24 protein-coding genes are annotated in these 24,107 nt (G+C 60.1%); 9 read left to right on the top strand and 15 right to left on the bottom strand.

The window, feature by feature from the left end; all coding sequences use genetic code 11:
* Positions 1-21: 21 nt before the first annotated feature.
* Positions 22-399 (top strand): hypothetical protein, encoded by a 378-nt coding sequence (locus AC1RAC_RS08745; RefSeq protein ID WP_034126820.1) that lies wholly within the window; start codon positions 22-24, stop codon positions 397-399.
* A 119-nt stretch (positions 400-518) separates the two neighbouring features.
* Here AC1RAC_RS08745 and AC1RAC_RS08740 read toward each other — a convergent pair whose 3' ends face one another.
* Positions 519-728 carry a cold-shock protein gene (locus AC1RAC_RS08740; protein ID WP_034126819.1) on the bottom strand — a complete coding sequence of 70 codons (210 nt, stop codon included), beginning with the start codon at positions 726-728 and terminating at the stop codon, positions 519-521.
* A gap of 180 nt (positions 729-908) precedes the next feature.
* Here AC1RAC_RS08740 and plsB point away from each other — a divergent pair, with 180 nt between their 5' ends.
* From plsB to AC1RAC_RS08725, 3 genes are read left to right on the top strand one after another with little or no spacing between them, the layout of a single operon-like run.
* Positions 909-3,428: a glycerol-3-phosphate 1-O-acyltransferase PlsB gene (gene plsB, locus AC1RAC_RS08735; protein ID WP_089041279.1), complete on the top strand. Its 2,520-nt coding sequence runs from the start codon at positions 909-911 to the stop codon at positions 3,426-3,428.
* Positions 3,429-3,479: 51 nt separating this feature from the next.
* Positions 3,480-3,881 carry a YbaY family lipoprotein gene (locus AC1RAC_RS08730; protein WP_014717218.1) on the top strand — a complete coding sequence of 134 codons (402 nt, stop codon included), beginning with the start codon at positions 3,480-3,482 and terminating at the stop codon, positions 3,879-3,881.
* A gap of 27 nt (positions 3,882-3,908) precedes the next feature.
* Entirely contained in the window at positions 3,909-4,598 is a 690-nt protein-coding gene (locus AC1RAC_RS08725) for a DUF4197 domain-containing protein (RefSeq protein ID WP_003189124.1), read from the top strand.
* A gap of 592 nt (positions 4,599-5,190) precedes the next feature.
* On the opposite strand, the gene AC1RAC_RS08720 is transcribed toward AC1RAC_RS08725, so the two are convergent.
* Together AC1RAC_RS08720 and AC1RAC_RS08715 are read right to left on the bottom strand one after the other, a co-directional pair.
* Positions 5,191-8,256, bottom strand: a complete 3,066-nt coding sequence (locus tag AC1RAC_RS08720) for an efflux RND transporter permease subunit (protein WP_259038559.1) — start codon at positions 8,254-8,256, stop codon at positions 5,191-5,193.
* A 5-nt stretch (positions 8,257-8,261) separates the two neighbouring features.
* Positions 8,262-9,362: an efflux RND transporter periplasmic adaptor subunit gene (locus AC1RAC_RS08715; RefSeq protein WP_054917837.1), complete on the bottom strand. Its 1,101-nt coding sequence runs from the start codon at positions 9,360-9,362 to the stop codon at positions 8,262-8,264.
* 93 nt (positions 9,363-9,455) lie between these two features.
* Here AC1RAC_RS08715 and AC1RAC_RS08710 point away from each other — a divergent pair, with 93 nt between their 5' ends.
* The gene (locus AC1RAC_RS08710; RefSeq protein ID WP_034126815.1) at positions 9,456-10,112 is read left to right on the top strand and encodes a TetR/AcrR family transcriptional regulator; all 657 of its coding nucleotides are present in this window, start codon (positions 9,456-9,458) and stop codon (positions 10,110-10,112) included.
* Positions 10,113-10,715: 603 nt separating this feature from the next.
* Here the strand turns inward: AC1RAC_RS08710 and AC1RAC_RS08705 are convergent.
* Positions 10,716-11,498 carry a class I SAM-dependent methyltransferase gene (locus AC1RAC_RS08705; RefSeq protein ID WP_014717213.1) on the bottom strand — a complete coding sequence of 261 codons (783 nt, stop codon included), beginning with the start codon at positions 11,496-11,498 and terminating at the stop codon, positions 10,716-10,718.
* 96 nt (positions 11,499-11,594) lie between these two features.
* Between AC1RAC_RS08705 and AC1RAC_RS08700 the strand changes: the two genes are divergently transcribed.
* Positions 11,595-12,215, top strand: a complete 621-nt coding sequence (locus AC1RAC_RS08700) for an energy transducer TonB (RefSeq protein ID WP_089041282.1) — start codon at positions 11,595-11,597, stop codon at positions 12,213-12,215.
* Positions 12,216-12,218: 3 nt separating this feature from the next.
* Here AC1RAC_RS08700 and AC1RAC_RS08695 read toward each other — a convergent pair whose 3' ends face one another.
* From AC1RAC_RS08695 to ppc, 6 genes are all read right to left on the bottom strand, one after another.
* Positions 12,219-12,905, bottom strand: coding sequence for an extensin-like domain-containing protein (locus AC1RAC_RS08695; protein WP_054917832.1), 687 nt, complete (start codon positions 12,903-12,905; stop codon positions 12,219-12,221).
* Positions 12,906-12,921: 16 nt separating this feature from the next.
* The gene (locus AC1RAC_RS08690; RefSeq protein ID WP_038449171.1) at positions 12,922-13,782 is read right to left on the bottom strand and encodes a DUF72 domain-containing protein; all 861 of its coding nucleotides are present in this window, start codon (positions 13,780-13,782) and stop codon (positions 12,922-12,924) included.
* Positions 13,782-14,084 carry a hypothetical protein gene (locus tag AC1RAC_RS08685; RefSeq protein ID WP_034126521.1) on the bottom strand — a complete coding sequence of 101 codons (303 nt, stop codon included), beginning with the start codon at positions 14,082-14,084 and terminating at the stop codon, positions 13,782-13,784. Before AC1RAC_RS08685 ends, AC1RAC_RS08690 begins: the two co-directional genes overlap by 1 nt.
* Positions 14,085-14,244: 160 nt before the next feature.
* Entirely contained in the window at positions 14,245-14,931 is a 687-nt protein-coding gene (tsaB, locus tag AC1RAC_RS08680; RefSeq protein WP_034126520.1) for a tRNA (adenosine(37)-N6)-threonylcarbamoyltransferase complex dimerization subunit type 1 TsaB, read from the bottom strand.
* Positions 14,932-15,021: 90 nt separating this feature from the next.
* On the bottom strand, positions 15,022-15,669 hold the full coding sequence (adk, locus tag AC1RAC_RS08675; RefSeq protein ID WP_003189104.1) for an adenylate kinase: 648 nt from the start codon (positions 15,667-15,669) through the stop codon (positions 15,022-15,024).
* A 280-nt stretch (positions 15,670-15,949) separates the two neighbouring features.
* Positions 15,950-18,595, bottom strand: a complete 2,646-nt coding sequence (gene ppc, locus AC1RAC_RS08670; protein ID WP_034126519.1) for a phosphoenolpyruvate carboxylase — start codon at positions 18,593-18,595, stop codon at positions 15,950-15,952.
* A 197-nt stretch (positions 18,596-18,792) separates the two neighbouring features.
* Here ppc and AC1RAC_RS08665 point away from each other — a divergent pair, with 197 nt between their 5' ends.
* The 3 genes from AC1RAC_RS08665 to lptF all read left to right on the top strand — a co-directional run bounded on the left by AC1RAC_RS08665 (position 18,793) and on the right by lptF (position 20,688).
* A complete protein-coding gene (locus AC1RAC_RS08665; RefSeq protein WP_054917830.1) occupies positions 18,793-19,137 on the top strand; it encodes a hypothetical protein in 345 nt (114 codons plus the stop codon).
* Positions 19,138-19,420: 283 nt separating this feature from the next.
* Positions 19,421-19,846: a DUF4398 domain-containing protein gene (locus AC1RAC_RS08660; RefSeq protein ID WP_034126517.1), complete on the top strand. Its 426-nt coding sequence runs from the start codon at positions 19,421-19,423 to the stop codon at positions 19,844-19,846.
* Between the two features lie 56 nt (positions 19,847-19,902).
* Positions 19,903-20,688 carry a lipotoxin F family OmpA-related lipoprotein LptF gene (gene lptF, locus AC1RAC_RS08655; RefSeq protein WP_034126516.1) on the top strand — a complete coding sequence of 262 codons (786 nt, stop codon included), beginning with the start codon at positions 19,903-19,905 and terminating at the stop codon, positions 20,686-20,688.
* Between the two features lie 24 nt (positions 20,689-20,712).
* Here lptF and AC1RAC_RS08650 read toward each other — a convergent pair whose 3' ends face one another.
* From AC1RAC_RS08650 to AC1RAC_RS08630, 5 genes are all read right to left on the bottom strand, one after another.
* A complete protein-coding gene (locus AC1RAC_RS08650; RefSeq protein ID WP_072447667.1) occupies positions 20,713-20,907 on the bottom strand; it encodes a hypothetical protein in 195 nt (64 codons plus the stop codon).
* Between the two features lie 73 nt (positions 20,908-20,980).
* Positions 20,981-21,301: a hypothetical protein gene (locus AC1RAC_RS08645; RefSeq protein ID WP_072447665.1), complete on the bottom strand. Its 321-nt coding sequence runs from the start codon at positions 21,299-21,301 to the stop codon at positions 20,981-20,983.
* 109 nt (positions 21,302-21,410) lie between these two features.
* Positions 21,411-21,737: a PA3694 family proteiin gene (locus AC1RAC_RS08640; RefSeq protein WP_054917825.1), complete on the bottom strand. Its 327-nt coding sequence runs from the start codon at positions 21,735-21,737 to the stop codon at positions 21,411-21,413.
* Positions 21,734-22,639, bottom strand: a complete 906-nt coding sequence (locus AC1RAC_RS08635) for an alpha/beta hydrolase (protein WP_200582768.1) — start codon at positions 22,637-22,639, stop codon at positions 21,734-21,736. The genes AC1RAC_RS08640 and AC1RAC_RS08635 overlap by 4 nt, the downstream gene beginning before the upstream one ends.
* 154 nt (positions 22,640-22,793) lie before the next feature.
* Positions 22,794-24,071, bottom strand: a complete 1,278-nt coding sequence (locus AC1RAC_RS08630) for a flavohemoglobin expression-modulating QEGLA motif protein (RefSeq protein WP_014717201.1) — start codon at positions 24,069-24,071, stop codon at positions 22,794-22,796.
* Positions 24,072-24,107 lie beyond the last annotated feature (36 nt).

Raw genomic sequence — 24,107 nt, 5'->3', positions numbered from 1 at the left:
ATCCCGCAACGAGGAACATCCATGCGCCAACCCGATATTGAGATTTACCTGAAGGACGCCGACGTCGATCACAAGGCCATCGCTGCCTGGCTGGGCGCCGCACTCGGCCCGTGTACCGACTGGGTCCAGAAAGGCCAGACCTACAAGTGCAAGGCCGGCAGCGTGCCGGTGACCTGGCTGCCCAAGGCGGTGGGCAAATGGAACAGCCTGTACCTGGAAAGCGACCAGACCCCGTGGGACGACGACATCGCCTGCGCCCGCGCCGCGTTTGCCGCGCTGAACGTCGAAGTGCGTTGCGCACCGGGCACCTGGGTTGAGGAAGAAGGTGAGGAAAGTGCCGACACCTGGATTCGCATCAGCGAAGACGGTGAAGAGCAGATCACTTGGAAGACCGCCTGAAGATCGTTCCCACGCTCTGCGTGGGAAAGTAGCCTGGGACGCTCTGCGTCCCAAAGCGTGACGCGGAGCGTCACAAGAGGCGTTCCCACGCAGAGCGTGGGAACGATCAAACAAAGTTGTTACAGGCCCACCACATCCTCCGCCTGCAAGCCCTTCTCGCCCGTCACCACGGCGTACTCCACCTGCTGGCCCTCGGCCAACGAACGGTGGCCTTCACCGCGAATGGCGCGGTAGTGCACAAACACATCCTTGCCATCCTCACGCTGGATAAAGCCGTAGCCCTTTGCATCGTTGAACCACTTCACATTGCCGGTTTCGCGCGTTGACATCTGTTCACTCCCACTGGTTTTTTATTGTTGAGTCGCTCGCATTGAACTGCCGAGTATAAGACAGGCTCAAAAACCATCAACTCAACTTTACATCGCTGCTTTTTTGCCGATTTTCGGCGAATACGGCACACTACCCGCCCGAGCGCCTGCTCGGTTTTTTCCACTTGAAGCAGCTCGCCTATGACCCGCTCCCCGTTCCGCCGTCTGGTGTTTGGCACCTTGCGCCGACTGTTGTACCTCTGGGTTCGCTCGGAGACGATCAACCAGTCGTCCCTAACCCTCAACCTGGACCGCAGCCGGCCGGTTTTCTACGTCCTGCAATCACCCTCCCTCACCGAGTTGGCGGTGGTCGATGCCGAGTGCACCAAGGCTGGCCTGCCACGTCCGGTGCTGCCGGTGTCGGTGGGGCCGTTGATGGAGCCTGCGGCGTTCTTCTACCTCACGCCAGACCCGGATTGGCTCGGCCGCCAGGACAAGCGCGGTGCACCGCCGACCCTGACGCGCCTGGTCAACACCCTCACCGAACACGCCGAAGAGAATGCACAAATCATTCCGGTCAGTGTGTTCTGGGGCCAATCCCCCGAAAGCGAGTCCAGCCCGTGGAAGCTGTTGTTCGCCGACAGCTGGGCGGTCACCGGGCGTCTACGCCGGTTGTTGAGCATCCTGATCCTGGGGCGCAAGACCCGCGTGCAATTCTCCGCGCCTATCAACCTGCGTGAATTGATCGAGCACAATAAAGGCCACGAACGCACCGTACGCATGGCCCAGCGCATCTTGCGTGTGCACTTTCGTAACCTGAAGACGGCAGTGATCGGCCCCGACCTGTCCCACCGCCGTAATCTGGTCAAGGGCCTGGTCAATATGCCGCTGGTACGCCAAGCCATTGCGGATGAAGCCGAACGCGAAAAGATCGCCCCGGAAAAAGCCAAGGCCCTGGCCCTGCGCTATGGCAACGAGATTGCCTCGGATTACACCTACACCGCGATCCGCTTCCTGGAAGTGGTATTGAGCTGGTTCTGGAACAAGATCTACGACGGTATCAAGGTCAATAACATCGAGGGCGTGCAGAAGGTGGCCCAAGGCTACGAGGTGATCTACGTGCCTTGCCACCGCAGCCACATCGACTATCTGCTGCTGTCCTACCTGCTGTTCAAGAACGGCCTGACCCCACCGCACATCGCCGCCGGCATCAACCTCAACATGCCGGTGATCGGCAGCCTGCTGCGCCGTGGCGGTGCGTTTTTCATGCGCCGCACCTTCAAGGGCAACCCTTTGTACACTTCGGTGTTCAACGAATACCTGCACACCCTGTTTACCAAGGGTTTCCCGGTGGAATACTTCGTCGAAGGCGGCCGCTCGCGCACCGGGCGCATGCTGCAACCGAAAACCGGCATGCTGGCGATCACCTTGCGCAGCTTCCTGCGTTCCTCGCGCATGCCCATCGTGTTCGTGCCGGTGTATATCGGCTATGAGCGGGTGCTCGAAGGCCGCACTTACCTGGGCGAACTGCGTGGCGCGAGCAAGAAGAAAGAGTCGATCTTCGATATTTTCAAAGTGGTCGGCGCGCTCAAGCAGCGCTTCGGCCAAGTGGCGGTCAACTTCGGTGAGCCGATCAAGCTGGCGGAGTTCCTCGACGCCGAGCAACCGGACTGGCGCGCCCAGGAACTGGGGCCGAACTACAAACCGGCCTGGCTCAACGAAACCACCAATCGCCTCGGCGAACAGGTGGCGCGTCATTTGAACGAAGCCGCTGCGGTGAACCCGGTGAACCTGGTGGCGCTGGCCCTGCTGTCCACCACCCGCCTGGCCCTGGATGAACAGGCAATGGCCCGCCAGCTGGACCTGTACCTGGCGCTGTTGCGTCGTGTGCCCTACTCGCCCCATACCACTTTGCCGGAGGGCGATGGCCTGGCGCTGATCAAGCACGTCAAGGACATGAACCTGTTGTCCGAGCAGAGTGACGCCCTGGGCAAAATCGTTTATCTGGATGAGCAGAATGCCGTCCTGATGACCTACTACCGCAACAATGTGCTGCACATCTTCGCCCTGCCAGCGTTGCTGGCGAGCTTCTTCCAGAGCAGTTCGCGCATGACCCGCGAACAGATCCTGCGCTACACCCACGCGCTCTACCCGTACCTGCAATCAGAGCTGTTTATCCGTTGGTCGCTGGAGGACCTGGACAGCGTGGTCGACCAGTGGCTGGACGCGTTTGTCGAACAAGGCCTGCTGCGTTTCGAAAACGCCGTATACCTGCGCCCGGCGCCGAGTTCGCGGCACTTTGTGCTGCTGACGCTGCTGTCCAAGAGCATCGCCCAGACCCTGCAACGCTTCTACATGGCGATCTCGTTGCTGCTCAACAGCGGCCAGAACAGTATCAGCGCCGAAGAGCTGGAAGACCTGTGCACGATCATGGCCCAGCGCCTGTCGATCCTGCACGGCCTCAATGCCCCGGAATTCTTCGACAAGAGTCTTTTCCGACATTTTATCCAGACGTTGCTGGAGCAAGATGTGCTGCGCCGCGATGAAGCCGGCAAGCTGGGCTATCACGACCTGCTCGGCGAACTGGCCGAAGGCGCCGCCAAACGCGTACTGCCGGCGGATATTCGCCTGTCGATCCGCCAGGTTGCCTTGCACCGCGTGGACGGCGCAGCCGAGGCTGCGGCCGAACCGGTTGCCGTCAACCCTGAAGCACAGCGCTAGACTGAATGAGGCGCCGGGCGGATTCCGGCGCCGTTGAAAAGGAGCCGCACCTTGAAAAAACTCATCCTCCTGGGCCTGACCGCCCTGCTCGGAGCCTGCCACTCGATGACCCCAACCCCGAAGGCCAGCCTCGACGGCGAAGTGTTCTACCTGCAACGTATCGCCCTGCCGCCAGCCGCCACCTTGAGTGTCAGCCTGCAGGACGTGTCCTTGATGGACGCCCCGGCCGTGACCCTCGCCGAACAGAAAGGCCCGGTCAAAGGCCAGGTGCCGCTGCCGTTTCACCTGAGCTATGACCCGGCCCAGGTTAAGCCAGGCCACACATACTCGGTCAGCGCTCGCATCGAGCTGGACGGCAAGCTACTGTTTATCACCACCGAGCGGCACACCGTGCAGCTCAACGGCCAGGACCCACAACCGCTGCGCCTGCGCGTGGATGCGGCTGCACACTGATCATTCCCACTTCATAAGGAAGCGCCCATGCTCCGCAAATCTCTTCGCCTCACCGCCCTGTGTGCTGGCTTGCTATTCGGCGCCAACGCCATGGCCCTGGATCTCGGCAGCCTGTCCCAGGGTGACGCCAGCGGCGGCCTCAAGGATGCCTTGACCCAAGGTGCACAGATTGCTGTGAAACAGCTCGGGACGCCCGGTGGTTTCAGCAACAACCCGGACGTGAAGATCGGCCTGCCGGGCAAACTCGGCAAAGTCGCCGACAAGTTGAAAATGTTCGGCATGGGTGACCAGGTCACGCAGCTGGAAACCAGCATGAACAAGGCGGCGGAAACCGCCGTGACCCAGGCCCAGCCGATCCTGGTCAACGCTGTGAAGAACATGAGCGTGACCGACGCCAAGGGCATTCTCAGCGGTGGCCAGGACTCCGCCACCCAGTACCTGAACAAAAGCAGCCGTGAAGAGATTCGCGCCAAGTTCCTGCCTATCGTCAAGGCCGCCACCGACAAAGTCGGCGTGGCCCAGCAGTACAACGCCCTCGCCGGCAAGGCCGCGGCCTTTGGCGCGGTGGACGCCAAGAGCGCCAACGTTGAGAACTACGTGACCGAGCAGGCCCTGGATGGTTTGTTCAAGATGATTGCGCAGCAGGAAGAAACGATTCGCAAGAATCCAGCGGCTGCGGCTACCAGCTTGGCCAAGAAGGTGTTTGGCGCGCTGTAAAACCTGCCGATCTGCCCTGCCCCCCCACAAGCGCCTCGTATTCTCGAGGCGTTTGCGCAAAAAAGAGCCTCAAAGTCAGTAATTTATGGCCGCCTTCATGACAATCGTCAGCTCAACGGTTTTTATGTAGCAACACTTCGGAGGGGGCTCGGGATTGCACTCTTCAGGAGGTTTGGGTTTGCATTCCTCAGGAGGCTTGGGTCTGCATTCCTCAGGAGGCTTGGGTCTGAAACTCTCAAGGGGCTTGGGTTTGCAATACCCAGGGCGCTTGGGCTTACAACGTTCCGGAGGGCTGGGTTTACACTTTTCAGGAGGTTTTGGCCTGCTGGGCGGACGCAGAAAAGCCTTCAAACTAGCTATACACATGGCGAACTCCTTAAATTCATTCCAATCACTACTGTTTCTGCCGACGAGCAAGAGCAGTAGGTACCTGCCAACCAGGTAACATTGAGTGGCAATCAATAAGGAAAGGTTCCTAGGCCCGTGTAGTGAGCTTCCTATCTCTCACATAGGAAAATTGCTCATTCTGCCGCATGTCCACGGTGACGGGGCGCGTACGCTCTACGCCCCGACAACCGAGATGACAGCCTGATTATCCAGCGTCCTTTTTGACGCGAAACCACGCAGCATAAAGCGCCGGGAGAAAGAGCAAGGTCAATGCCGTAGCCACGATCAACCCTCCCATGATCGCCACGGCCATCGGCCCGAAGAACACACTGCGCGACAGCGGAATCATCGCCAGCACCGCCGCCAGTGCCGTCAGAACAATCGGGCGAAAGCGTCGGACCGTAGCTTCGATAATCGCCTGCCAAGGTGCCAGGCCGGCCTTGATGTCTTGCTCGATCTGGTCCACCAAAATCACCGAGTTACGCATGATCATTCCCGACAGCGCGATGGTGCCAAGCATGGCGACGAAGCCGAAGGGTTGGTGGAATACCAGCAGGAACAGGGTCACGCCGATCAGCCCCAACGGTGCGGTGAGAAAGACCATCGCCGTGCGCGAAAAGCTGCGCAGTTGCAGCATCAGCAAGGTCAGCACCACCACGATAAACAGCGGTACGCCGGCCTTCACCGAGTTTTGCCCACGCGCTGAATCTTCAACCGTGCCGCCCACTTCCAGCAGGTAGCCGTCCGGCAGTTCGGCACGTACATCGGCGAGCGTCGGCAAGATCTGCTGCACGAGGGTCGCCGGCTGTTCCTTGCCATAGATATCGGCCCGCACAGTCACCGTGGGCAAGCGGTTGCGATGCCAGATGATGCCCTCTTCGAAGCCATATTCGAGGGTGGCAATTTGCGACAGCGCCACGCTTTTACCATTGTCGGTGGGCACGGCAAGGCTCGGCAGGCGCGACAGTTCGCTACGCTCATGCACCGTGCCGCGCAGGAGGATCTCGATCAATTCGTTGTCCTCACGGTACTGGCTGACGCTGGAGCCGGTCAGGGAACTCTGCAGGAATTTCGCCAGGTTGGCAGTGCTCACGCCGAGGGCGCGGGCACGGTCCTGGTCGATATTCAGGTACACGATTTTGCTTGGCTCTTCCCAATCCAAGTGCACATTGACCACATGGGTATTTTCGCGAACCTTCGCCGCCACTTTGCGCGCCAGCGCGCGCACCTCTTCGATGTGCTCGCCGGTCACGCGAAACTGCACCGGGTAGCCTACGGGCGGGCCGTTCTCCAGCCGTGTGACACGCGAACGCAGGTCGGGAAATTGCTCGTTGAGGGTTTCGATCAGCCAGGTGCGCAGGCTTTCTCGCTCCTCGATGGTGTTAGCCAGCACCACAAACTGGGCGAAGCTGGCAGCGGGCAATTGCTGGTCCAGTGGCAGGTAAAACCGCGGCGAACCGGTGCCCGCGTAGGCGACATAGTTGTTGATGCCGGCATGCTCCTTGAGCAACGCCTCCAGGCGTTTGACCTGTTCGGCGGTGTTACTGAGCGAAGCGCCCTCGGCCAGTTTCAGGTCGACCATCAACTCCAGGCGACCGGAAGCCGGGAAGAACTGTTGCGGCACGAAGCGGAACAGTGCAACCGAGCCGATAAACAGCAGCAAGGTCAGCACGATCACGGTTTTACGCCGTTGCACGCACCACTCCACCAGACGTCTTACACGCTGATAAAAGGGTGTGCCGTAAGGGTCCGGGCCGTCGGTACCGTGTTTGGCGGCGTGAATCTTCGCCAGGTCGGGCAGGAGTTTTTCCCCCAGGTACGGCACAAACACCACGGCTGCCACCCAGGAGGCCAGCAGTGCGATGGTCACCACCTGGAAGATCGAGCGGGTGTATTCCCCGGTGCTCGATTGCGCGGTGGCAATTGGCAAGAAGCCCGCCGCCGTGATCAGGGTGCCGGTGAGCATAGGGAACGCGGTACTGGTCCAGGCGAAACTTGCAGCCTTGAGCCGGTCGTAGCCCTGCTCCATTTTGATCGCCATCATTTCCACGGCGATGATCGCGTCATCTACCAACAAGCCCAGGGCCAGGACCAAGGCGCCAAGGGAAATCTTGTGCAGGCCGATGCCCAGGTAATACATGCTGGCAAAGGTCATCGCCAGTACCAGCGGAATCGTCAGGGCAACGACCATGCCGGTGCGCACACCGAGGGAGAAAAAGCTCACCAGCAAAACAATCGCCAACGCTTCAGCCAGTACCTGGACAAACTCGCCGACGCTGGTCTTTACCGCTGCTGGTTGGTCCGACACTTTGCGCAGCTCCATCCCTGCCGGAAGGTTCTTTTGCAGGCGTGCGAATTGCGTTTCAAGGGCCTTGCCCAATACGAGGATGTCGCCACCGTCGCGCATGGCCACGGCCAGGCCGATGGCATCTGCGCCCATGTAGCGCATACGCGGTGCCGGTGGGTCGTTGAAACCTCGATGGATGTCAGCCACGTCACCGATGCGGAAAGTGCGATCCCCCACACGTATCGGAAAGTTGCGGATCTCTTCCACCGTCTTGAAGTTGCCAGAAACGCGCAATTGCACGCGCTCGGTAGGGGTTTCAAAGAAGCCGGCGGTGGAGACCGCATTTTGTTCCTGCAACGCCTGCTGGACCGCGGCCAAAGGCAAGCCGAGGGTGGCGAGCTTGAGATTGGACAGCTCGATCCAGATCTTCTCGTCCTGCAAGCCGAGCAGCTCGACCTTGCCCACATCCGGGACGCGTTGCAGTTGGATCTGGATACGGTCGGCGTAGTCCTTGAGCACGGCGTAGTCGAATCCGTCGCCGGTCAGGGCGTAGATATTGCCGAACGTGGTGCCGAACTCATCGTTGAAAAACGGCCCCTGGATATCCGGCGGCAAGGTGTGGCGGATGTCGCTGATTTTCTTGCGCACCTGATACCACAGCTCGGGAATCTGCGCCGAACGCATCGAATCACGGGCAATAAAGGTGACCTGGGATTCACCGGGGCGGGAGAACGACACGATGCGTTCGTACTCACCAGTCTCCATGAGTTTTTTCTCGATTCGCTCGGTGACCTGGCGCGATACCTCCTGGGCCGTGGCCCCGGGCCAGTTGGTCTTGATCACCATGGCCTTGAAGGTAAAGGGCGGGTCTTCGCTTTGCCCCAGCTTGGTGTAGGACAAGGTGCCAACCACGGCCAGCAGGATCATCAGGAACAGTACGATCTGGCGATTACGCAACGCCCATTCGGAAAGATTGAAACCCATGGGGACTACTCCTTGGCCGCCAGATTAACCACACGGTTGGAGCGATCCACCGGGCGCACTAATTGGCCTTCATGGAGTACATGCACGCCTGCGGCAACCACCCAATCGGTGGCGGCCAATCCTTCCAGTATCGGTACGGTGTTCTCGCCAAAGGCACCAATGCGCACGGGAGTGCGTTCAAGGGTGTTGTCCGGTTGTACACGCCAGACGTAGGACGCGCCGTTTTCGGCACTCAGGGCAGACAAGGGTACCGACAGCGCAATGACACCGTCGGCCTGGATGAAAACCCGCGCACTTTGACCCAGTTCGGCGGGCACTTTGCCGCCAGTGAAGGCCACACGCGCGGCGAAAGTGCGGGATTTGGGATCGGCCGCGGGAGACAGCTCACGAATGCGCCCGGCAAAGCGTTGCTCTGGCTGGCTCCATAACTCCACCGACACTGGCTGGCCGACCTTGAAGCGGCCAAAGCCCTGTTCAGGCAGGCTGATCAACACTTCACGCTCGCCATCGGTGGCCAGGGTGAACACGGTCTGGCCAGCGGAAACCACTTGCCCCACTTCGACCGCACGCTTGGCGACCACCCCGTCCTGAGGCGCACGCAGCACGGCGTAGCCGGCCTGGTTGCTCGACACATCGAACTCGGCCTTGATCTGCTTAAGGCGTGCTTCACCGGCTCGATAGAGGTTTTCGGAATTGTCGTACTGCGACCGACTGACCATCTGCCGGTCCATCAAGGTCTTGTAGCGATCTCGCTCCGCACGCACCAGGCTGAGATTGGCCTCTGCAGCGGCTACTTGAGCGCGGGTCGCTTCCAGTTGCAGGCGCACGTCCTGGGGGTCGAGTTCGGCCAGCGGCTGGTTGGCCTTGACCCGCTCGCCCTCCTCCACCAGGCGCTTGCTGACTTTACCGCCGATGCGAAAGGCCAGGTCCGGCTCATAACGGGCACGCACCTCACCAGGGTAGCTGTCCATCGCCTGTGCCGAAGGCTGCGGTTGCACCACCATGGCCGGACGTACGGTGGTCTGGGCCGCTTCTTCATGGCCGCACGCGGCTAACAGGAAGACCAGGCTGACAGGCAAAGCAAGGGGCAGGAAAGCGCTGCGCATGCTGAAGGACCTTTCGCAAATAGAGCTTGGAATAATTATACTGACCGGTATGTTATTAATACCAAACTCACCAGTCCAGTATTAAAGGTGAAAATGTCCGACAATCCTCTGAACACCGCAAGCCCCGGGCGTCCCAAGGACATGGCAAAACGCCAGGCAATCCTCGAATCGGCGAAATCGCTGTTCCTGGACAAGGGTTATGCGAACACCAGCATGGACGCCGTTGCCCTGGCCGCCGGCGTATCGAAGCTCACGGTTTACAGCCACTTCACCGACAAGGAGACGCTGTTCACCGCTGCGGTGGTGGCCAAATGTGAAGAGCAGTTGCCGGTGATGTACTTCGAGCTTCCCGAAGGCATGCCCGTCGAGACGGTGTTGCTCAACATCGCACGCGGCTTTCATCGGCTGATCAACAGCGAGGAGTCGGTAAACCTGCATCGCCTGATGATGACCACCGGCAATCAGGACGTGAAACTCTCCCAGATATTCTTCAACGCCGGCCCCATGCGCATGCTGCAAGGCATGGAGCGCCTGCTCGGCAAGATTCACCAGGGCGGCGCCCTGAGCATCGACACACCGTTCAAAGCCGCGGAGCACTTTTTTTGCTTGCTCAAGGGCACGGCGAACTTTCGTTTGTTGTACGGGTGTGGCGGGCAATTGAGTGCGCAAGAGGCCGAGGAGCATGTGCAGGACGTGGTGAAGTTGTTTATGCGGGCCTATCGCAGCACGGGGCTCGACAGCACTGCATAGGCGGTAGCAACCGACGGTAACCACGATGCGAAGCGAGTCGCTCTTGATCTGCTCTTGATCTGCTTTTGATCTGCTTTTGATTTTGATCTTAAGCGCCCCGTCAAACCACGCTGGCCGGAATTCGACAGGGATTTGGGGGGTAAACCGGCAGGGATGCCGGTTTAGCCGCCCCGCGCCATGGATGGCGCGTGGCGGCGGCCCCCCAAATCACTGGCGGATTACGGGCACACCGAGCCTAAGCGAGGTGCCGAGTGGTGGGGCAAGAGCCCTTTGGTTACTTTGGGCTGGGCCGGCATTCCGGCTTTTCCAAAGTGACCCGCCGTCAGGGCGGAACCCTAAGTAGCCGTTACCGCAGCAATGGATATGTACACAATCCAACTGTGTTGACTGCCAGGCAGCCTTCGCGAGCAAGCCCGCTTGTTTGGATAGCGCGGCGTCAGGTAGATAGGTGTCGGCTTTCAGGCCGTCATCGCAGGCAAGCCCACATTGGGATTGCGGCGCGCCAGAGAGATAGGCATCGGCTGTCAGGCCGTCTTCGCAGGCAAGCCAGCTCCCACAGTTGGATCTCGCCGCACCTGGGAGATAAGTGCTGCTGTTTGCAGCTTACGGCTTGAGCGCTTTCTTGGGATAAATGTCGTAGCGGCTGGACTTGCCATCCAGCGCATGGCTTGGCTTCGGCCCCTCAATACAGGGTGCCTTGCGCGGCCGCTTGACCACCACCCGATGGCTGGCCAAAGCCAGAGCGGCCGCAAGCAACGCCGGTGCATCCGGGTCATCGCCCACCAACGGCCGGAACAGGCGCATTTCCTTCTTCACCAGGGCAGTTTTCTCACGGTGCGGAAACATTGGGTCCAGGTAGATCACCTGAGGCGGCTCGCCCTGCCAATTGAGCATCACGTCGATGGAGTTGCCCTTGAGCAGCTTCATGCGCGCCACAATCGGCGCCACGTCAAAATCTTCGGCAGCGCGTGCCAGGCCATCTTCGAGCAAGGCGCCGATCAACGGCTGGCGCTCGATCAGGCTCATCTCACACCCGAGGCTGGCCAGCACGAACGCGTCCTTGCCCAAGCCAGCCGTGGCATCCAGCACTCGCGGGCGCACGCCCTGGGCGATGCCCACCGCCTTGGCGATCATCTGCCCGCTGCCACCACCATACAATCGCCGATGCGCCGCGCCGCCTTCGACAAAGTCGACCCGCACCGGCCCTGGCGCATCAGGCCCAAGCTGTTGCAACTGCAAACCGTGCTCCCCCACTTGCAGGGAAAAATCCGCATCGGCCACCTGCAGAGGCAACCCCAGCAGCGAAGCCCACTGTTCAGCGCGGGCCTGGAAGCTGTCAGCCAAGGCTTGGACCTGGATGCGGCTGGCCGCTGGTTGTTCGTTCATCAATCGCCACGCTCAAAAAAATTAAGGATCGGCAAACAACAGCCGATAAAAATTACAGTCAGGTATTTTGCCAGAGCTGAGCGTCGACCGAGAAAAATGTCAGACATTCTTCCCCTTTCCATCGGTGTACTGCCGACCCACAACCATTACGGCCTGCGCAATACCCAAGCGCTGGCCGGGGTGAGTCATGTGTGGCAGGACTTCTTTGCCCGCGCGTTGGCCGAGCAGCTCGGTGAAACGCCGGACGCGCTCGCCGCCAAGACGCCTGCCCCGGCAGACCCGGCGGTTGAACCCCGCGAAGGCGCCGACCTGCTGGCGCAGATCCTCACCCAGCGTGAGTGCGATGTGAAAGACACCGAGATCGCCCCGCCGGAACCGCTCTTCCTGCCAATTGCCGAGTTCGAAACCGAGCTGCTGCCACCGGCCGCGACGCCGTTCCCGGAAGAAGAAATAGTCGCCCAGCAACGCCAGCAAGCGTTTGAGAGCGAGTGGGTGCGCCCCATCGTGCTGAACGCCGGCCAACCGCTACCCGAGCCAGGCCCGGCGCCACAACCACGCCCCCTGCACCTGCCAATTGCCGAATTCGAGCTGGACCTGCTGCCACCGGCCGCCACGCCGTACCCCGAAGAAGAACTGCTGGCGCAGCAAAAGGCCCTGGATTTCGATTACTACTGGGCACGCCCGCTGGTGACCCACAACCTGCGCCTGGCCGCCTGAACCCTAGCGACACACCCACCAACGCCCCATGTCCAGATGGAAATGGTTGCGATGGGCGGCGTTGTAGTCCGGGCTCAACACCACGTTGAAATCATCACAGGCGCCATCGCGTACCAAACGCAGGAAACGCGCGCTGTCGCCCTGACCTGGCCAATCCTTGAGCACGCTGATGCTGCGCCCATCGGCCAGGCGAAAACCGGCGATATCCAGGGCATTGGCCGAGGCATGCTGGCTGAGCCTCCCGTCGGCGCGATTGTAGATGTTACGGCAGGCAAAACTGCCCAAATGCTCGACGCGGCTCACCGCCTGGCCAAATACCGCTTGAGCCGCCGGCTGCAGGCTGTGGCGCTCGAACAAGGCGAACGCCACCGCCAGCGGGCAACTGGCGAGAAAGCTGCTGCTCAAGGCCACGTCAGCGCCCTGCACACGCAGAATATTACGCAAGGGGCATGCCGCATCCGCCGATGTATCGGCCTGGCGGCTCACGCGCAGACCAGAGGTGTTCAACACCTGGTCACACAGCGCTGGATCATCCTGCAAACGACTGAGCTTGTAGCGCGTCAACAGGTTGGGGCTCGCTCGCACATCCAAGGGCGCCCAGGGGTTCCATTCAGGCGGCACCCAACCCCGCCAGACAGCCAGCGCAAAGGCGCCCACCAGCACCAGCAACACACTCAATGTCTTGACCATACCCACGGCTCAACCCTCAAAGTAGTCCGAGCTGCTCCGCCACGGGTTCTCGATGCAAGGCAGGCAGCGGCGGTAGCCCTGGCAGGCGCACCATCAGCTTGGCGTGGAAGCGCAGCGCCAGTTGTGCCGCGAGACGATTGTCCGAGGTGTGCAGGAACATATAGGGCGTGCGGCCCTCTTCGATCCAACTGGCGATCTTTTCCACCCAGGGAATCAGGAACGGGTCATTGGCCTCAAGGTCCGGATGCCCGATAAAGCGCACCTGGGGAAACTGCGTCAGGGCCGCTGGGCGCGGTGGCACCCGGGGCTTTTTGGACTGGGCATGCAGCACCGCTTCGGAGGTAGAGGTACAACTGAACAGGGCACGTGGATCGAGGCAGATGCGCTCGACACCGCGATCGCGCAACAGGCGGTTGAGCATGCGCTCAGCATCACCCTTGGCGAAGAACTGTTCATGACGCACCTCCACGGCCAGCGGCCGATCAATGCCATCGAGAAATCCAGCCAGCTCCGCCAGGCGTGGCGGCGTAAAGCTCTTCGAGAGCTGCAGCCACAGCGGTGAAACGCGCTCACCCAAAGGGCTCATCAAGCCGACAAAACTTTCTGCCGCCGGCAACTGTTCACGCAAATCGCCAGCATGGCTGATATCGCCGGGAAATTTGGCGGTGAAGCGAAAATCATCAGGCATGATTTCGGCCCAGCGCTGCACAGTGGCGGCCGAGGGGCGAGCATAAAAAGTGGTATTGCCCTCAACGGCGTTGAAGACCTGGGAATAGAGCCCGAGGTAATCGCTGGAACGTGCCTCAACGGGATACAGGTACTCGCGCCAGGCGTTTTCACTCCAGGACGGGCAGCCGATGTAATAAGGCAAACGCATCAGATATGGATATCGAGACCCAGCACTTCCATATCCCATTCGACAAAGCCGGCGGTGGTCAGGTAGCTGGCCAAGGCGGTGGCAACGCTTTTGCTCATGGAACGGGGAAAGACCATGTCTTGCTGACGGGCAGGAACGCCGCTTATGCGTGCGCTCGAGGCGCCTTGAGCTTTGGAAGGCGTATCGGTGTGTACTTCGATGAAGTCCGGTGAATCCTCGACGGACTCGTCTACCGTCACGCTCGCCTTGCGCGGCTTACGCTTGAGGGGGTACGACTGTGAGGAAAAACCGTCTATACGCATACATGCAGACTCGGTATCAATGATGGCAATTTAGCGGCACTTTCCATGGCGCGCAAATGCTCTGGTGATAACTAGAACACATAATTTGTAAAAGGTTTAAAAACCCAGGCAAATTCTGACGATTGGCGAAATTTGCCGCGTAACACCCACATTTTTGGCGTCAAATAATCCCGCGTTCGGCCTTGGTCTGCGCGACTTTATCGCGCAGGTACACCGGTGCTGCCTGGTCCGCCGCAATCGCCTCGCCGCGCTCGAATGCGAAACGTGCCAACGCCAGCAGGTCTTCGGCGTGTGGCAACATCGCTGCGTCCTGCTCGGCACAGGTCACCTTGATGCGTTCGCCATAACCCCAGCCCGTGCCGGCACCGAACCAATCGCCGCTGGCGTCAGCGGGCAACTGCGCCGCTTCGGGGGCCAGCACCGCTTCCGCACCGACCAGGCGCATTTCGCCTGCGGTCTCACGGTAGCAACCCCAGTAAACCTCATCCATGCGCGCATCAATTGCCGCTGCCACTTGCGACGCCCCGTGCTCACGCAACGCGCGCTGGGCCAGTACCGCCAGGTTGGACACCGGCAACACCGGGCGCTCCAGCGCAAAGGCCAGGCCCTGCACCACGCCGATGGCGATGCGCACGCCAGTGAATGCACCGGGGCCACGGCCGAACGCGATGGCATCCACCGCCGCTAGGGTGGTCCCGGCGTCTTCAAGCAATTGCTTGATCATCGGCAACAATTTCTGCGCGTGCAGGCGCGGGATCACCTCGTAGTGGCTCGTGACCTTGCCATCGTGCAGCAAGGCAACGGAGCAAGCTTCAGTCGCGGTGTCCAGGGCCAGCAGGGTACTCATCGGTGTGGGTGTCCAAGTCGGAAAAAAGTGCGCCAGTATAAACAACAACGACCCGCAAGCGGGCCGTTGTCTGTGCCGCTGATCAAGGGATCAGCTCAGTGCTTGCAGCACCTTGGCGGTGATGGCCTCTACCGAGCCCACACCAGGGATGTGGCTGTATTTCGGCTTGCCTTGGGCTGCGGACAGCTTCTGGTAGAAGTCCACCAGGGGCTTGGTCTGGGAATGGTAGACCGACAGGCGATGACGCACGGTTTCTTCGGTGTCGTCTTTACGCTGCACCAGGTCTTCGCCGGTGACATCGTCCTTGCCTTCCACTTTCGGCGGGTTGTAGACGATGTGGTACACGCGGCCAGAGCCTTCGTGAACACGACGGCCAGCGATACGCTGGACGATCTCTTCGTCTTCAACCGCGATTTCGACCACGGCGTCCAACTCCACGCCCGCCTTCACCAAGGCTTCAGCCTGGGGAATGGTGCGTGGGAAGCCGTCGAACAGGAAACCGTTCTTGCAGTCTTCCTGGCTGATGCGTTCCTTGACCAGGTTGATGATCAGGTCATCGGAGACCAGGCCGCCGCTGTCCATCACGCTCTTGGCGATCAGGCCCAGTTCGGTGCCAGCCTTGACGGCCGCACGCAGCATGTCGCCGGTGGAGATTTGTGGAATGCCGAATTTTTCAGTGATGAACTTTGCCTGAGTACCTTTACCGGCCCCGGGAGCTCCCAGCAGAATGACGCGCATCGATGTGCTCCTCAATTTTTTATAGAGATGACGCTCGGATTCGCCGCGTGGGGCCAATCTCGTAAAAATGTGGTTCTAGGCCGATCAAACGGCCAAAGGCTGATCAAGATACACAGCGGGCCCTCACCATACAAGCCGCCAAAAGTCGGAGAAACCCGCGCCGCACATGCGTCAGCGCCAGGGTGTGCCTGAGCGCAACCCACCCTCTCAAACGACGACCGCCCGTTTCCGGGCGGTCGTCGCGGTTTATCCGCAAGCCATTGAGTACACGCAAAAAACCTCAGCCGGTGTTGCGCAAACCGGCCGCGATACCGGCCACGGACACCAGCAGCGCCTGTTCCAGAGGGCTGTCTTGGGCAGCCTCCTGCTGACGGGAACGTGCCAGCAACTCGGCCTGCAACAGGTGCAAGGGGTCGAGGTAGGTGTTGCGCAGGCGGATGAACTCCAGGGTGTCGGGGCTATGGGCCAGCAACTGCGACTGGCCGGTCAGGCCAAGCACCACGTCACACGCCTGCGACAATAGGTCGCGTAAGTGCGCACCCAATGCCAGCAGGTCCGGCTGCACCAGGCGCTCATCATAAAGACGGGCGATATCGGCATCGGCCTTGGCCAGGACCATTTCCAGCATGTCGATGCGCGTGCGAAAGAACGGCCACTGCTCGCGCATCTGCCCCAGCAATTGACCTTCACCGCGCTCCAGCGCCTTGCTCAGTGCCGCTTCCCAGCCGAGCCAGGCGGGCAGCATCAGGCGCGTCTGGGTCCAGCCAAAGATCCATGGGATGGCGCGCAAGCTCTCAATCCCGCCCGCACGACGCTTGGCCGGGCGACTGCCCAAAGGCAAACGGCCCAACTCCTGCTCCGGCGTGGACTGGCGGAAGTACTCGACGAACTGCGGATTTTCCCGCACCACGGCACGGTATGCGCTGACACCGTCTGCCGCCAGTTCGTCCATCAGATGACGCCAGGCAGGCTCGGGAGGCGGCGGCGGTAACAGGGTCGCTTCCAGTACCGCGGCCAGGTAGAGATTGAGGTTCTGCTCAGCGATATCCGGCAGGCCGAATTTGAAGCGAATCATCTCTCCCTGCTCAGTGGTGCGGAACCGCCCCGCTACCGAGCCCGGTGGCTGCGACAGGATGGCAGCGTGCGCCGGGCCACCGCCACGACCAACAGTGCCGCCGCGACCGTGGAACAACAACAGCTCCACCTGTTGCTCGCGGCAGATGTCCACCAGGCGCTCCTGGGCGCGGTACTGTGCCCAGGCGGCTGCCGTGGTGCCGGCGTCCTTGGCCGAGTCCGAGTAGCCAATCATCACTTCCTGCGGGCCCTGCAAGCGCGCGCGGTAACCCGGTAGTTGCAACAGGCGCTCCATCACCGGCCCGGCGTTGTCCAGGTCGGCCAGGGTCTCGAACAATGGCACTACGCGCATTGGCCGCTGTACACCGGATTCCTTCAACAGCAGTTGCACCGCCAGCACATCCGACGCGGCGCCGGCCATGGAGATGACATACGAACCTAATGATGCGGCTGGTGCGGCGGCGATTTCCTTGCAGGTATTGAGCACCTCGGCAGTGTCCGCCGAGGGTTTGAAGTAACCCGGCAGCAATGGCCGCCGATTGGTCAGTTCCTGGGTGAGGAAGCTGATACGCGCATCCTCATCCCAGTCCTCATAACGCCCCAGGCCCAGGTAATCGGTGATTTCGGTCATGGCCGCCGAGTGACGGCTGGAGTCCTGGCGCACATCCAAGCGCACCAGGAACAGGCCGAACGTCACGGCACGGCGCAGGCAGTCGAGCAGCGGGCCATCGGCGATCACGCCCATGCCGCATTCGTGCAGGGACTGGTAGCACAGTTGTAGCGGGTCCAGCAGGTCGCGGTTGTTCTGCAACACCTCGGCCGGCGCCGGGGTGGTGCTGGTCAACGAGGTGTGGGCCCACTGGCGCGTGGCGCGCAGGCGTTCACGCAGTTGCTTTAGCAAGGCACGATAAGGTTCGACGCTGTCGCCGACTTTGGCTTGCAACGCCGGGCTGGCCTGTTGCATCGACAGCTCGGAGGCCAACTGATCAATGTCACGCAGATACAAATCCGCCGCCATCCAGCGCGCCAGCAACAGCACTTCGCGCGTGACCGGCGCGGTGACGTTCGGGTTGCCGTCACGGTCGCCACCCATCCACGAAGCAAAGCGAATCGGCGCAGCCTCCAGGGGCAGGCGCAGGCCGGTGGCGGCGTGCAGGGCCTGGTCGGCCTTGCGCAGGTAATTGGGGATGGCGTGCCACAGCGAATGCTCGATCACCGCAAAGCCCCATTTGGCTTCGTCCACCGGGGTGGGCCGCACCCGACGGATTTCTTCGGTGTGCCAGGCTTCGGCGATCAAGCGTTGCAAGCGCTCGCGAATCTGCTCGCGCTCGGCGGTGGTGAGGTCGCGGTGATCCTGCAAGGCCAGTTGCGCAGCAATGGCATCGTATTTCTGGATCAGCGTGCGGCGGGCCACTTCGGTGGGGTGGGCGGTGAGCACCAGCTCGATGTCCAGCCGCGCCAACTGCCGGGCCAGGGATTCATTGCTGTGACCTTCGCTTTGCAGACGGGCCAGCAACTCCGGCAAAACCCGGGATTCGAACGGCGCGGGTTGCGATTCATCGCGCCGATGAATCAATTGATATTGTTCGGCAATGTTGGCCAGGTTGAGGAACTGGTTGAAGGCTCGGGCCACCGGCAGCAGTTCGTCCTCCTGCAACTGGTTGAGGCTGGCGCTCAACTCATCGCCAGCGGCTTTCTCTGAAACGGCTCCGCGACGGTCGGCCTTGGCGCCTTTGCGGATCTGCTCGATCTTCTCGAGGAAAGCCTCGCCGTACTGCTCTCGAATGGTGTTGCCCAACAGCTCACCCAGCAGGTGAACATCCTCACGCAAGCGTGCATCGATATCACTCATCAGCCAATCTCCAGCCAGAAATCCGGGACGCGCAGGTGCTTCAGAGTGCCGCCGACGTCGGTTTCTGACAAGGCCGAACGCAAACGACTTTAAACCTTGGCGCTTGCAGCTAGTCTCAACGGTGAGTCGCCGCGTCATCCGCGCAGGCGGCTGGTCGCTCATCACCGCCTGCCATCGCAGGCTTTATTGAGGTAGCCATGAAAATTCGAGAACTGGCCCAGCATTGGGAAGAAACCGCCAAGGGTCGTTTGACCAAGTCTGAATACGCCATTCATCTGGATGTAGAAGCCGCTGCACGGCTGGCGGCCATTGCCGAAATGTACCCCAAGCGCCATGTCGAAGAACTGCTCGGCGAGTTGATCGGTGCCGCCCTTGAAGAGCTGGAAGCCAGCTTTCCCTACATCCAGGGCCAGCAGGTAATTGCCACCGACGAAGAGGGTGACCCGTTGTATGAAGACGTCGGCCCCACGCCACGCTTTCTTACTTTATCCCGTCGCCACCTACATGATTTGTCGGCCGGCACTGACGAACAAAAACACTGATAAACATTTATTGACGTCAATTAAACCCACGTATTCCGGGCCTTTTACAGGCCCGGAGGTACCGCCGCACGCCGCGAAAGTTCCATTTTTCAAACACTGACCAATCAGTCAGATATTTTTTTAGGCAAATCGCCATATCCGCTGAACTTTTGAAAAAAGCCTCCGGTCACAGCCAGTAGCCATCACTTGTGGAACGGTCGTTTGAACGGACGCCATGTGCTTTACCGACGGGCCCGAAATCGATACGCCCCGATGGATTTTGATGTTTTTCAGGAGTTATCCAATGGAGTTGAAGACGATGAACACCAGCACTGCCAAATCCTCGTTTAACCACCTGCGCGGGCTCAAATTGGCCGCGCTGGCAATCGGCACCAGCTTCGTTCTGGCTGGCTGCGCCGGCAACCCTCCAACCGAGCAGTACGCCGTAACCCAATCGGCCGTCAACAGCGCAGTCAGCGCCGGCGGTACCGAGTATGCGGCGGTGGAAATGAAGTCGGCCCAGGACAAGCTCAAAGAAGCTGAGATTGCCATGCACGACAAGAACTACGACAAGGCTCGCCAATTGGCTGAACAAGCCGAGTGGGATGCCCGCGTCGCTGAGCGTAAGGCCCAGGCTGCCAAGGCTCAACAGGCTGTGAAGGATTCCCAGAAGGCTGTTGAAGAACTGCGTAAGGAAGGCATGCGCCCAGCTGCAATCATGCAGAAGTAAGCCGCAGCCCCTTGACTGCATCGCACCTGATATCGAATTGAAAGGACGACACGACTATGCGTAAACAATTGATGATCCCTGCCCTGCTGGCGATGAGCGTTGCCTTGGCGGCCTGCTCCACCCCGCCGAACGCGAACCTGGAAAATGCGCGGACCAATTTCTCGTCCCTGCAAACCAACCCGCAAGCCACCAAGCTGGCGGCGCTGGAAACCAAAGACGCCAGCGAATGGCTGGACAAGGCTGACAAGGCCTACCGCGACAAGGAAGACGAGAAGAAAGTCGACCAGTTGGCCTACCTGACCAACCAGCGCGTTGAAGTGGCCAAGGACACCATCGTCCTGCGCGAATCCGAGGCCAAGCTGAAAAACGCTGGTGACGAACGTGCCCGCGCCCTGCTGGACGCTCGTGACGCACAAATCAAGCAACTGCAAAACAGCTTGAACGCCAAACAAACCGATCGCGGCACCCTGGTGACTTTCGGTGATGTGCTGTTCGCCACCAACAAGTCCGATCTGAAATCCAGCGGCCTGGTGAACATCACCAAGCTGGCTCAGTTCCTGCGCGATAACCCAGACCGTAAAGTGATCGTCGAAGGCTATACCGACAGCACCGGTTCCGACTCGTACAACCAGAGCCTGTCTGAGCGTCGTGCCGCTTCTGTTCAGCGTGCACTGGCTCAACAAGGCGTGGATATCTCGCGTATCGTGACCCAGGGTTATGGCAAGGAATACCCGGTTGCCGATAACGGCAGCGTCTCCGGCCGCGCCATGAACCGTCGCGTGGAAGTGACCATTTCCAACGACAACCAGCCGGTCAAGCCACGGTCTTCCGTTGCTAACTGATTGATGCTGGATAAAAAACCCACCTTACGGTGGGTTTTTTTTGGGTTCGTCGAACCCGACTGGACGATGTGTATCTTCGAGCGGCATTTCTATCTTCGCGCTCGATAGCTTGTCCATCAGCTGGCTAAGCTCATGCGTCTGGGCAGCTTTGCGCTCCAGTTCTTCATGCCCTCTCGCCATATTCAACATATTGCGTATCGCAGCAATAGTAATCGCCACTGTCTCGGCCCCAATCTTTATGAGTCATGACGCTTTTGTGGCTTCTGACGCAAGACGGTTCCCGTTATTCATGTTACTGCTGGAAATCAATGGAAATCTTTGCGCTACCTTCGCCACCAGACTTGCTGCCTTCGCCATCAGCGCCTTTACCCTCTTGGCCTTCCATAGCTTTAAGCTTTTCCTCGAGTTCTTTCAGCAGTTTTTTAAGGTCATCCACAGCGCCTCCCGAACCGCCGCCGCCCTCTGAACCACCGGCACCTTGAGATTGCATCTGACCTATTTGCTTCTTCAGATCCTCAATCTCTTTCTTGAGGCTGCCCACGTCACCGGATTGTTGACCTGCATCTTGAGCGCCAAAACCACCTTGGGAAGGACCAACTCCACTTATAGACATATGTGACTCCAAATCAAGTTAAAGAGTTAACCGAATCAGCGTTGCTGCTCGGTCCCAAATCAGTGGCAACTCACTCAAAATGGTTCCAGCTTTCCCCACACTGCCTGTCCTACTGCTCCAATTTCGGCGTTTCTTGACCTATACAACGCACGGCCTGCTTCTTGTTGTTCACCAGCACGCCGCTCAAGCCTTTCTGCTCGGTATCAAACATCACCAACACGCCGTCAACACACTGCGCCACTTGCGCGGCCGGGGTCAGGGAGACTTTGTAATCTTCGCCCGGTATGGTCTTGAGCATGGTGAAATCGCTGAGCAGCAACGCATCTTCCGGCTTGGCGAAGTGCAGATAGCCGTAGTACCACAGGCAGCCAACGGTGCCGATGATGGTACCGATGCCGGTGAGGATCAGCGGGATCATGTTGCGTTCTTCGCTCATTGCGGGCTCTCTGATGAGTCAACTTTAGGAATAGGGTAATTCGGGATTTCCCCCAGGCGGCGCAAGCCGTTGAAGTGCAGCGGGTCGTCCAGATAACGCAGCATGACGGTCTGCCAGGTTTTGTCGGCAAAGGTCTGCACATGGCCGCCACGGGTCAGTTGCAACACCCTGGGCGGTGGCGCCGCTTGATACAGGCGGATGCCATTGGCCACCGGCACGATCGGGTCATCCAGGCTGTGGAACAGCAGCTTGGGCACACCGGTCAACCGGGGCATGGCATTGATCGCACTGTCGGCGTCGGGCACCAGCCACGACAGCGGCACCTGCAACGGCCAGGTTAACCAGGAAGTGCTCAGGGCGAATTGTCCTACGTCACGATAACTGGCTGGCACGCCGTCCAGTACCAAGGCTTTTAGTTGGGCTTGACGCTCCGGGTGGGCTGCCAGGTAATGCACCGCCAGTGCACCGCCCAGGCTTTGTCCGAGAATAATCAGCGGTTGACCCTGGGTTTCAGGCGCCTTGTCGATCCAGCCGAATGCGGCGTCGATATCCTGGTAGATCGCCGGCAACGACGGCTTGCCTTCCGACAGCCCATAGCCGCGATAATCCAGCAACAGCACTTGATAACCCTGCTCCGGCAACCACCAACTGCCCCCCAGGTGCCAGGCGAGGTTGCCGCCGTTGCCGTGCAAATGCAGGACTGTGCCCTTGAGCGGGACACCGGGTTTGGCCGGCAGCCACCAGGCGTGCAGTTTCACGCCATCTGCGGTGGTGAGCGTGACGTCGCGGTATTGCAGGTGGGCTTTTTCCGGGGTGAAGGGTAGGCCGGGCTCGGGGTAGAACAGCAAGGAGCTGCAGCCGTTCAATGTGAGTAGCAGGCATAAAATGCCGAGGATTCTCATCCGTTGAAACCTCGCGAAAGTTCTGAAGACCAGTAAAGATCAAATGTGGGAGCTGGCTTGCCTGCGATAGCGGTCTATCAGTGACTGAGTGCTGGCTGACCCAGCGCTATCGCAGGCAAGCCAGCTCCCACATTTTTTGATTCGGTTTCGTCAGTTACAGGATATTGGAGTAATCCGCCTCGATCCGGTCCAGGCTCAAGTGGTTGAGGAAGTTGGAGAAGCACATCCAGGCCGCCAGCGCGTTCATGTCGCGAAACTGCTCCGGCAGGTACTTGGGCGGCACCACCAGGCCTTCGTCGACCAACTGGCGCAGGGTACGCATGTCTTCAAGGGTGGTCTTGCCGCAGAACAGCAGCGGCACTTGCTCCAGCTTGCCTTTGCGCACAGCGAGCTGGATGTAGTTGTAGACCATGATAAAGCCCTTGAGGTAGGACAAATCCTTGGTAAATGGCAGGCCGGTGGGCACCGAACCACGAAATACCCGGCTGGCATTCCCATAGCTTTCGGCCATTTCAAAGCCTTGCTCGCGGAAGAACTCGAACACCTGCAGGAAGTCGGCGCCCTCCTCCACCATATGGATGGCGCGGGTCCGGTTGGTGAGTTTGCGCAGGCGGCTGGGGTAGGAGGCAAACGTGATGATTTCCATCAGGATCGCCAGGCCTTCCTGGGTGACGGTGGACGACGGCGGGCCCTTGGACAGAAACGTGCAGATCGGCTGGTTCTGGCCGTTGAGGGTGGTGCCCACATGCACCAACCCTTCATGCACTTCGAGGGCGCGAACGTCGCGGTCATTGAACATCGCATCGGCGCGGATCTTGATGTAGTCGGCGCCCGCTGCCGCATCGGCGACAATGCCGTCGGACTCGAACACGCGGATGGTCTCTTCGGCTTCGCCAAACACCTTGTTCAGGCGCGTTTGCAGCAGGCTGACCGCGTCCTTGGCGGTGAGGGTCTTGGCTTCGTCCTTGAGGTCACCCCGGCCATCGATGTTGTTCAGGTAGTCGGAGAGCATCAGGCCAAGGTCGGCCAGGGTCGGGTCGCCGGCGTGGAACGCATCGGAGGCGGCGCCGTAAAGCTCTTGGGAAATCAGACCGAAGTCCTCGGTGCCGCGCGCTTCAAGCATGCGCACCACCATGCGGTATTCACGGCACATGCGCCGCATGATCTGCCCCACCGGACTGAATTGCCCAAGGCGACGGGTGATGTCGCGCTCGATGTTCTGAAACTCCAGCTTCACCGCACTGGAATCGAACGACAGCGGCCGGTTCAGGTAGTAATCACGGTCTACGGCAGGCATCGCCTTGCCCTTGGCCTTGAGAAATCCCTGACGAATGTTCTCGTCCCATTTCACCGCATCAAGGACGCGGATCGGTGTTTGCGCCAGCACAATGCGATCGGACAAGGTGCGTATCGTCTGCTGGTAATCGTCCACCCGGTGCTTCCTCTTTAAACGTTATTGGCCCACGCG

The sequence above is a fragment of the Pseudomonas sp. GW823-FHT02F05 genome (assembly GCF_058797315.1).
This window is presented reverse-complemented; position numbering and strand designations above follow the sequence as displayed.

Bases quoted from the DNA above. Each gene is read 5' to 3' on its own strand.
- AC1RAC_RS08745 (WP_034126820.1), top strand. From the start codon at position 22: ATGCGCCAACCCGATATTGAGATTTACCTGAAGGACGCCGACGTCGAT.
- AC1RAC_RS08740 (WP_034126819.1), bottom strand. From the start codon at position 728: ATGTCAACGCGCGAAACCGGCAATGTGAAGTGGTTCAACGATGCAAAG.
- plsB (WP_089041279.1), top strand. From the start codon at position 909: ATGACCCGCTCCCCGTTCCGCCGTCTGGTGTTTGGCACCTTGCGCCGA.
- AC1RAC_RS08725 (WP_003189124.1), top strand. From the start codon at position 3,909: ATGCTCCGCAAATCTCTTCGCCTCACCGCCCTGTGTGCTGGCTTGCTA.
- AC1RAC_RS08720 (WP_259038559.1), bottom strand. From the start codon at position 8,256: ATGGGTTTCAATCTTTCCGAATGGGCGTTGCGTAATCGCCAGATCGTA.
- AC1RAC_RS08715 (WP_054917837.1), bottom strand. From the start codon at position 9,362: ATGCGCAGCGCTTTCCTGCCCCTTGCTTTGCCTGTCAGCCTGGTCTTC.
- AC1RAC_RS08710 (WP_034126815.1), top strand. From the start codon at position 9,456: ATGTCCGACAATCCTCTGAACACCGCAAGCCCCGGGCGTCCCAAGGAC.
- AC1RAC_RS08705 (WP_014717213.1), bottom strand. From the start codon at position 11,498: ATGAACGAACAACCAGCGGCCAGCCGCATCCAGGTCCAAGCCTTGGCT.
- AC1RAC_RS08700 (WP_089041282.1), top strand. From the start codon at position 11,595: ATGTCAGACATTCTTCCCCTTTCCATCGGTGTACTGCCGACCCACAAC.
- AC1RAC_RS08695 (WP_054917832.1), bottom strand. From the start codon at position 12,905: ATGGTCAAGACATTGAGTGTGTTGCTGGTGCTGGTGGGCGCCTTTGCG.
- AC1RAC_RS08690 (WP_038449171.1), bottom strand. From the start codon at position 13,782: ATGCGTTTGCCTTATTACATCGGCTGCCCGTCCTGGAGTGAAAACGCC.
- AC1RAC_RS08685 (WP_034126521.1), bottom strand. From the start codon at position 14,084: ATGCGTATAGACGGTTTTTCCTCACAGTCGTACCCCCTCAAGCGTAAG.
- tsaB (WP_034126520.1), bottom strand. From the start codon at position 14,931: ATGAGTACCCTGCTGGCCCTGGACACCGCGACTGAAGCTTGCTCCGTT.
- adk (WP_003189104.1), bottom strand. From the start codon at position 15,669: ATGCGCGTCATTCTGCTGGGAGCTCCCGGGGCCGGTAAAGGTACTCAG.
- ppc (WP_034126519.1), bottom strand. From the start codon at position 18,595: ATGAGTGATATCGATGCACGCTTGCGTGAGGATGTTCACCTGCTGGGT.
- AC1RAC_RS08665 (WP_054917830.1), top strand. From the start codon at position 18,793: ATGAAAATTCGAGAACTGGCCCAGCATTGGGAAGAAACCGCCAAGGGT.
- AC1RAC_RS08660 (WP_034126517.1), top strand. From the start codon at position 19,421: ATGGAGTTGAAGACGATGAACACCAGCACTGCCAAATCCTCGTTTAAC.
- lptF (WP_034126516.1), top strand. From the start codon at position 19,903: ATGCGTAAACAATTGATGATCCCTGCCCTGCTGGCGATGAGCGTTGCC.
- AC1RAC_RS08645 (WP_072447665.1), bottom strand. From the start codon at position 21,301: ATGTCTATAAGTGGAGTTGGTCCTTCCCAAGGTGGTTTTGGCGCTCAA.
- AC1RAC_RS08640 (WP_054917825.1), bottom strand. From the start codon at position 21,737: ATGAGCGAAGAACGCAACATGATCCCGCTGATCCTCACCGGCATCGGT.
- AC1RAC_RS08635 (WP_200582768.1), bottom strand. From the start codon at position 22,639: ATGAGAATCCTCGGCATTTTATGCCTGCTACTCACATTGAACGGCTGC.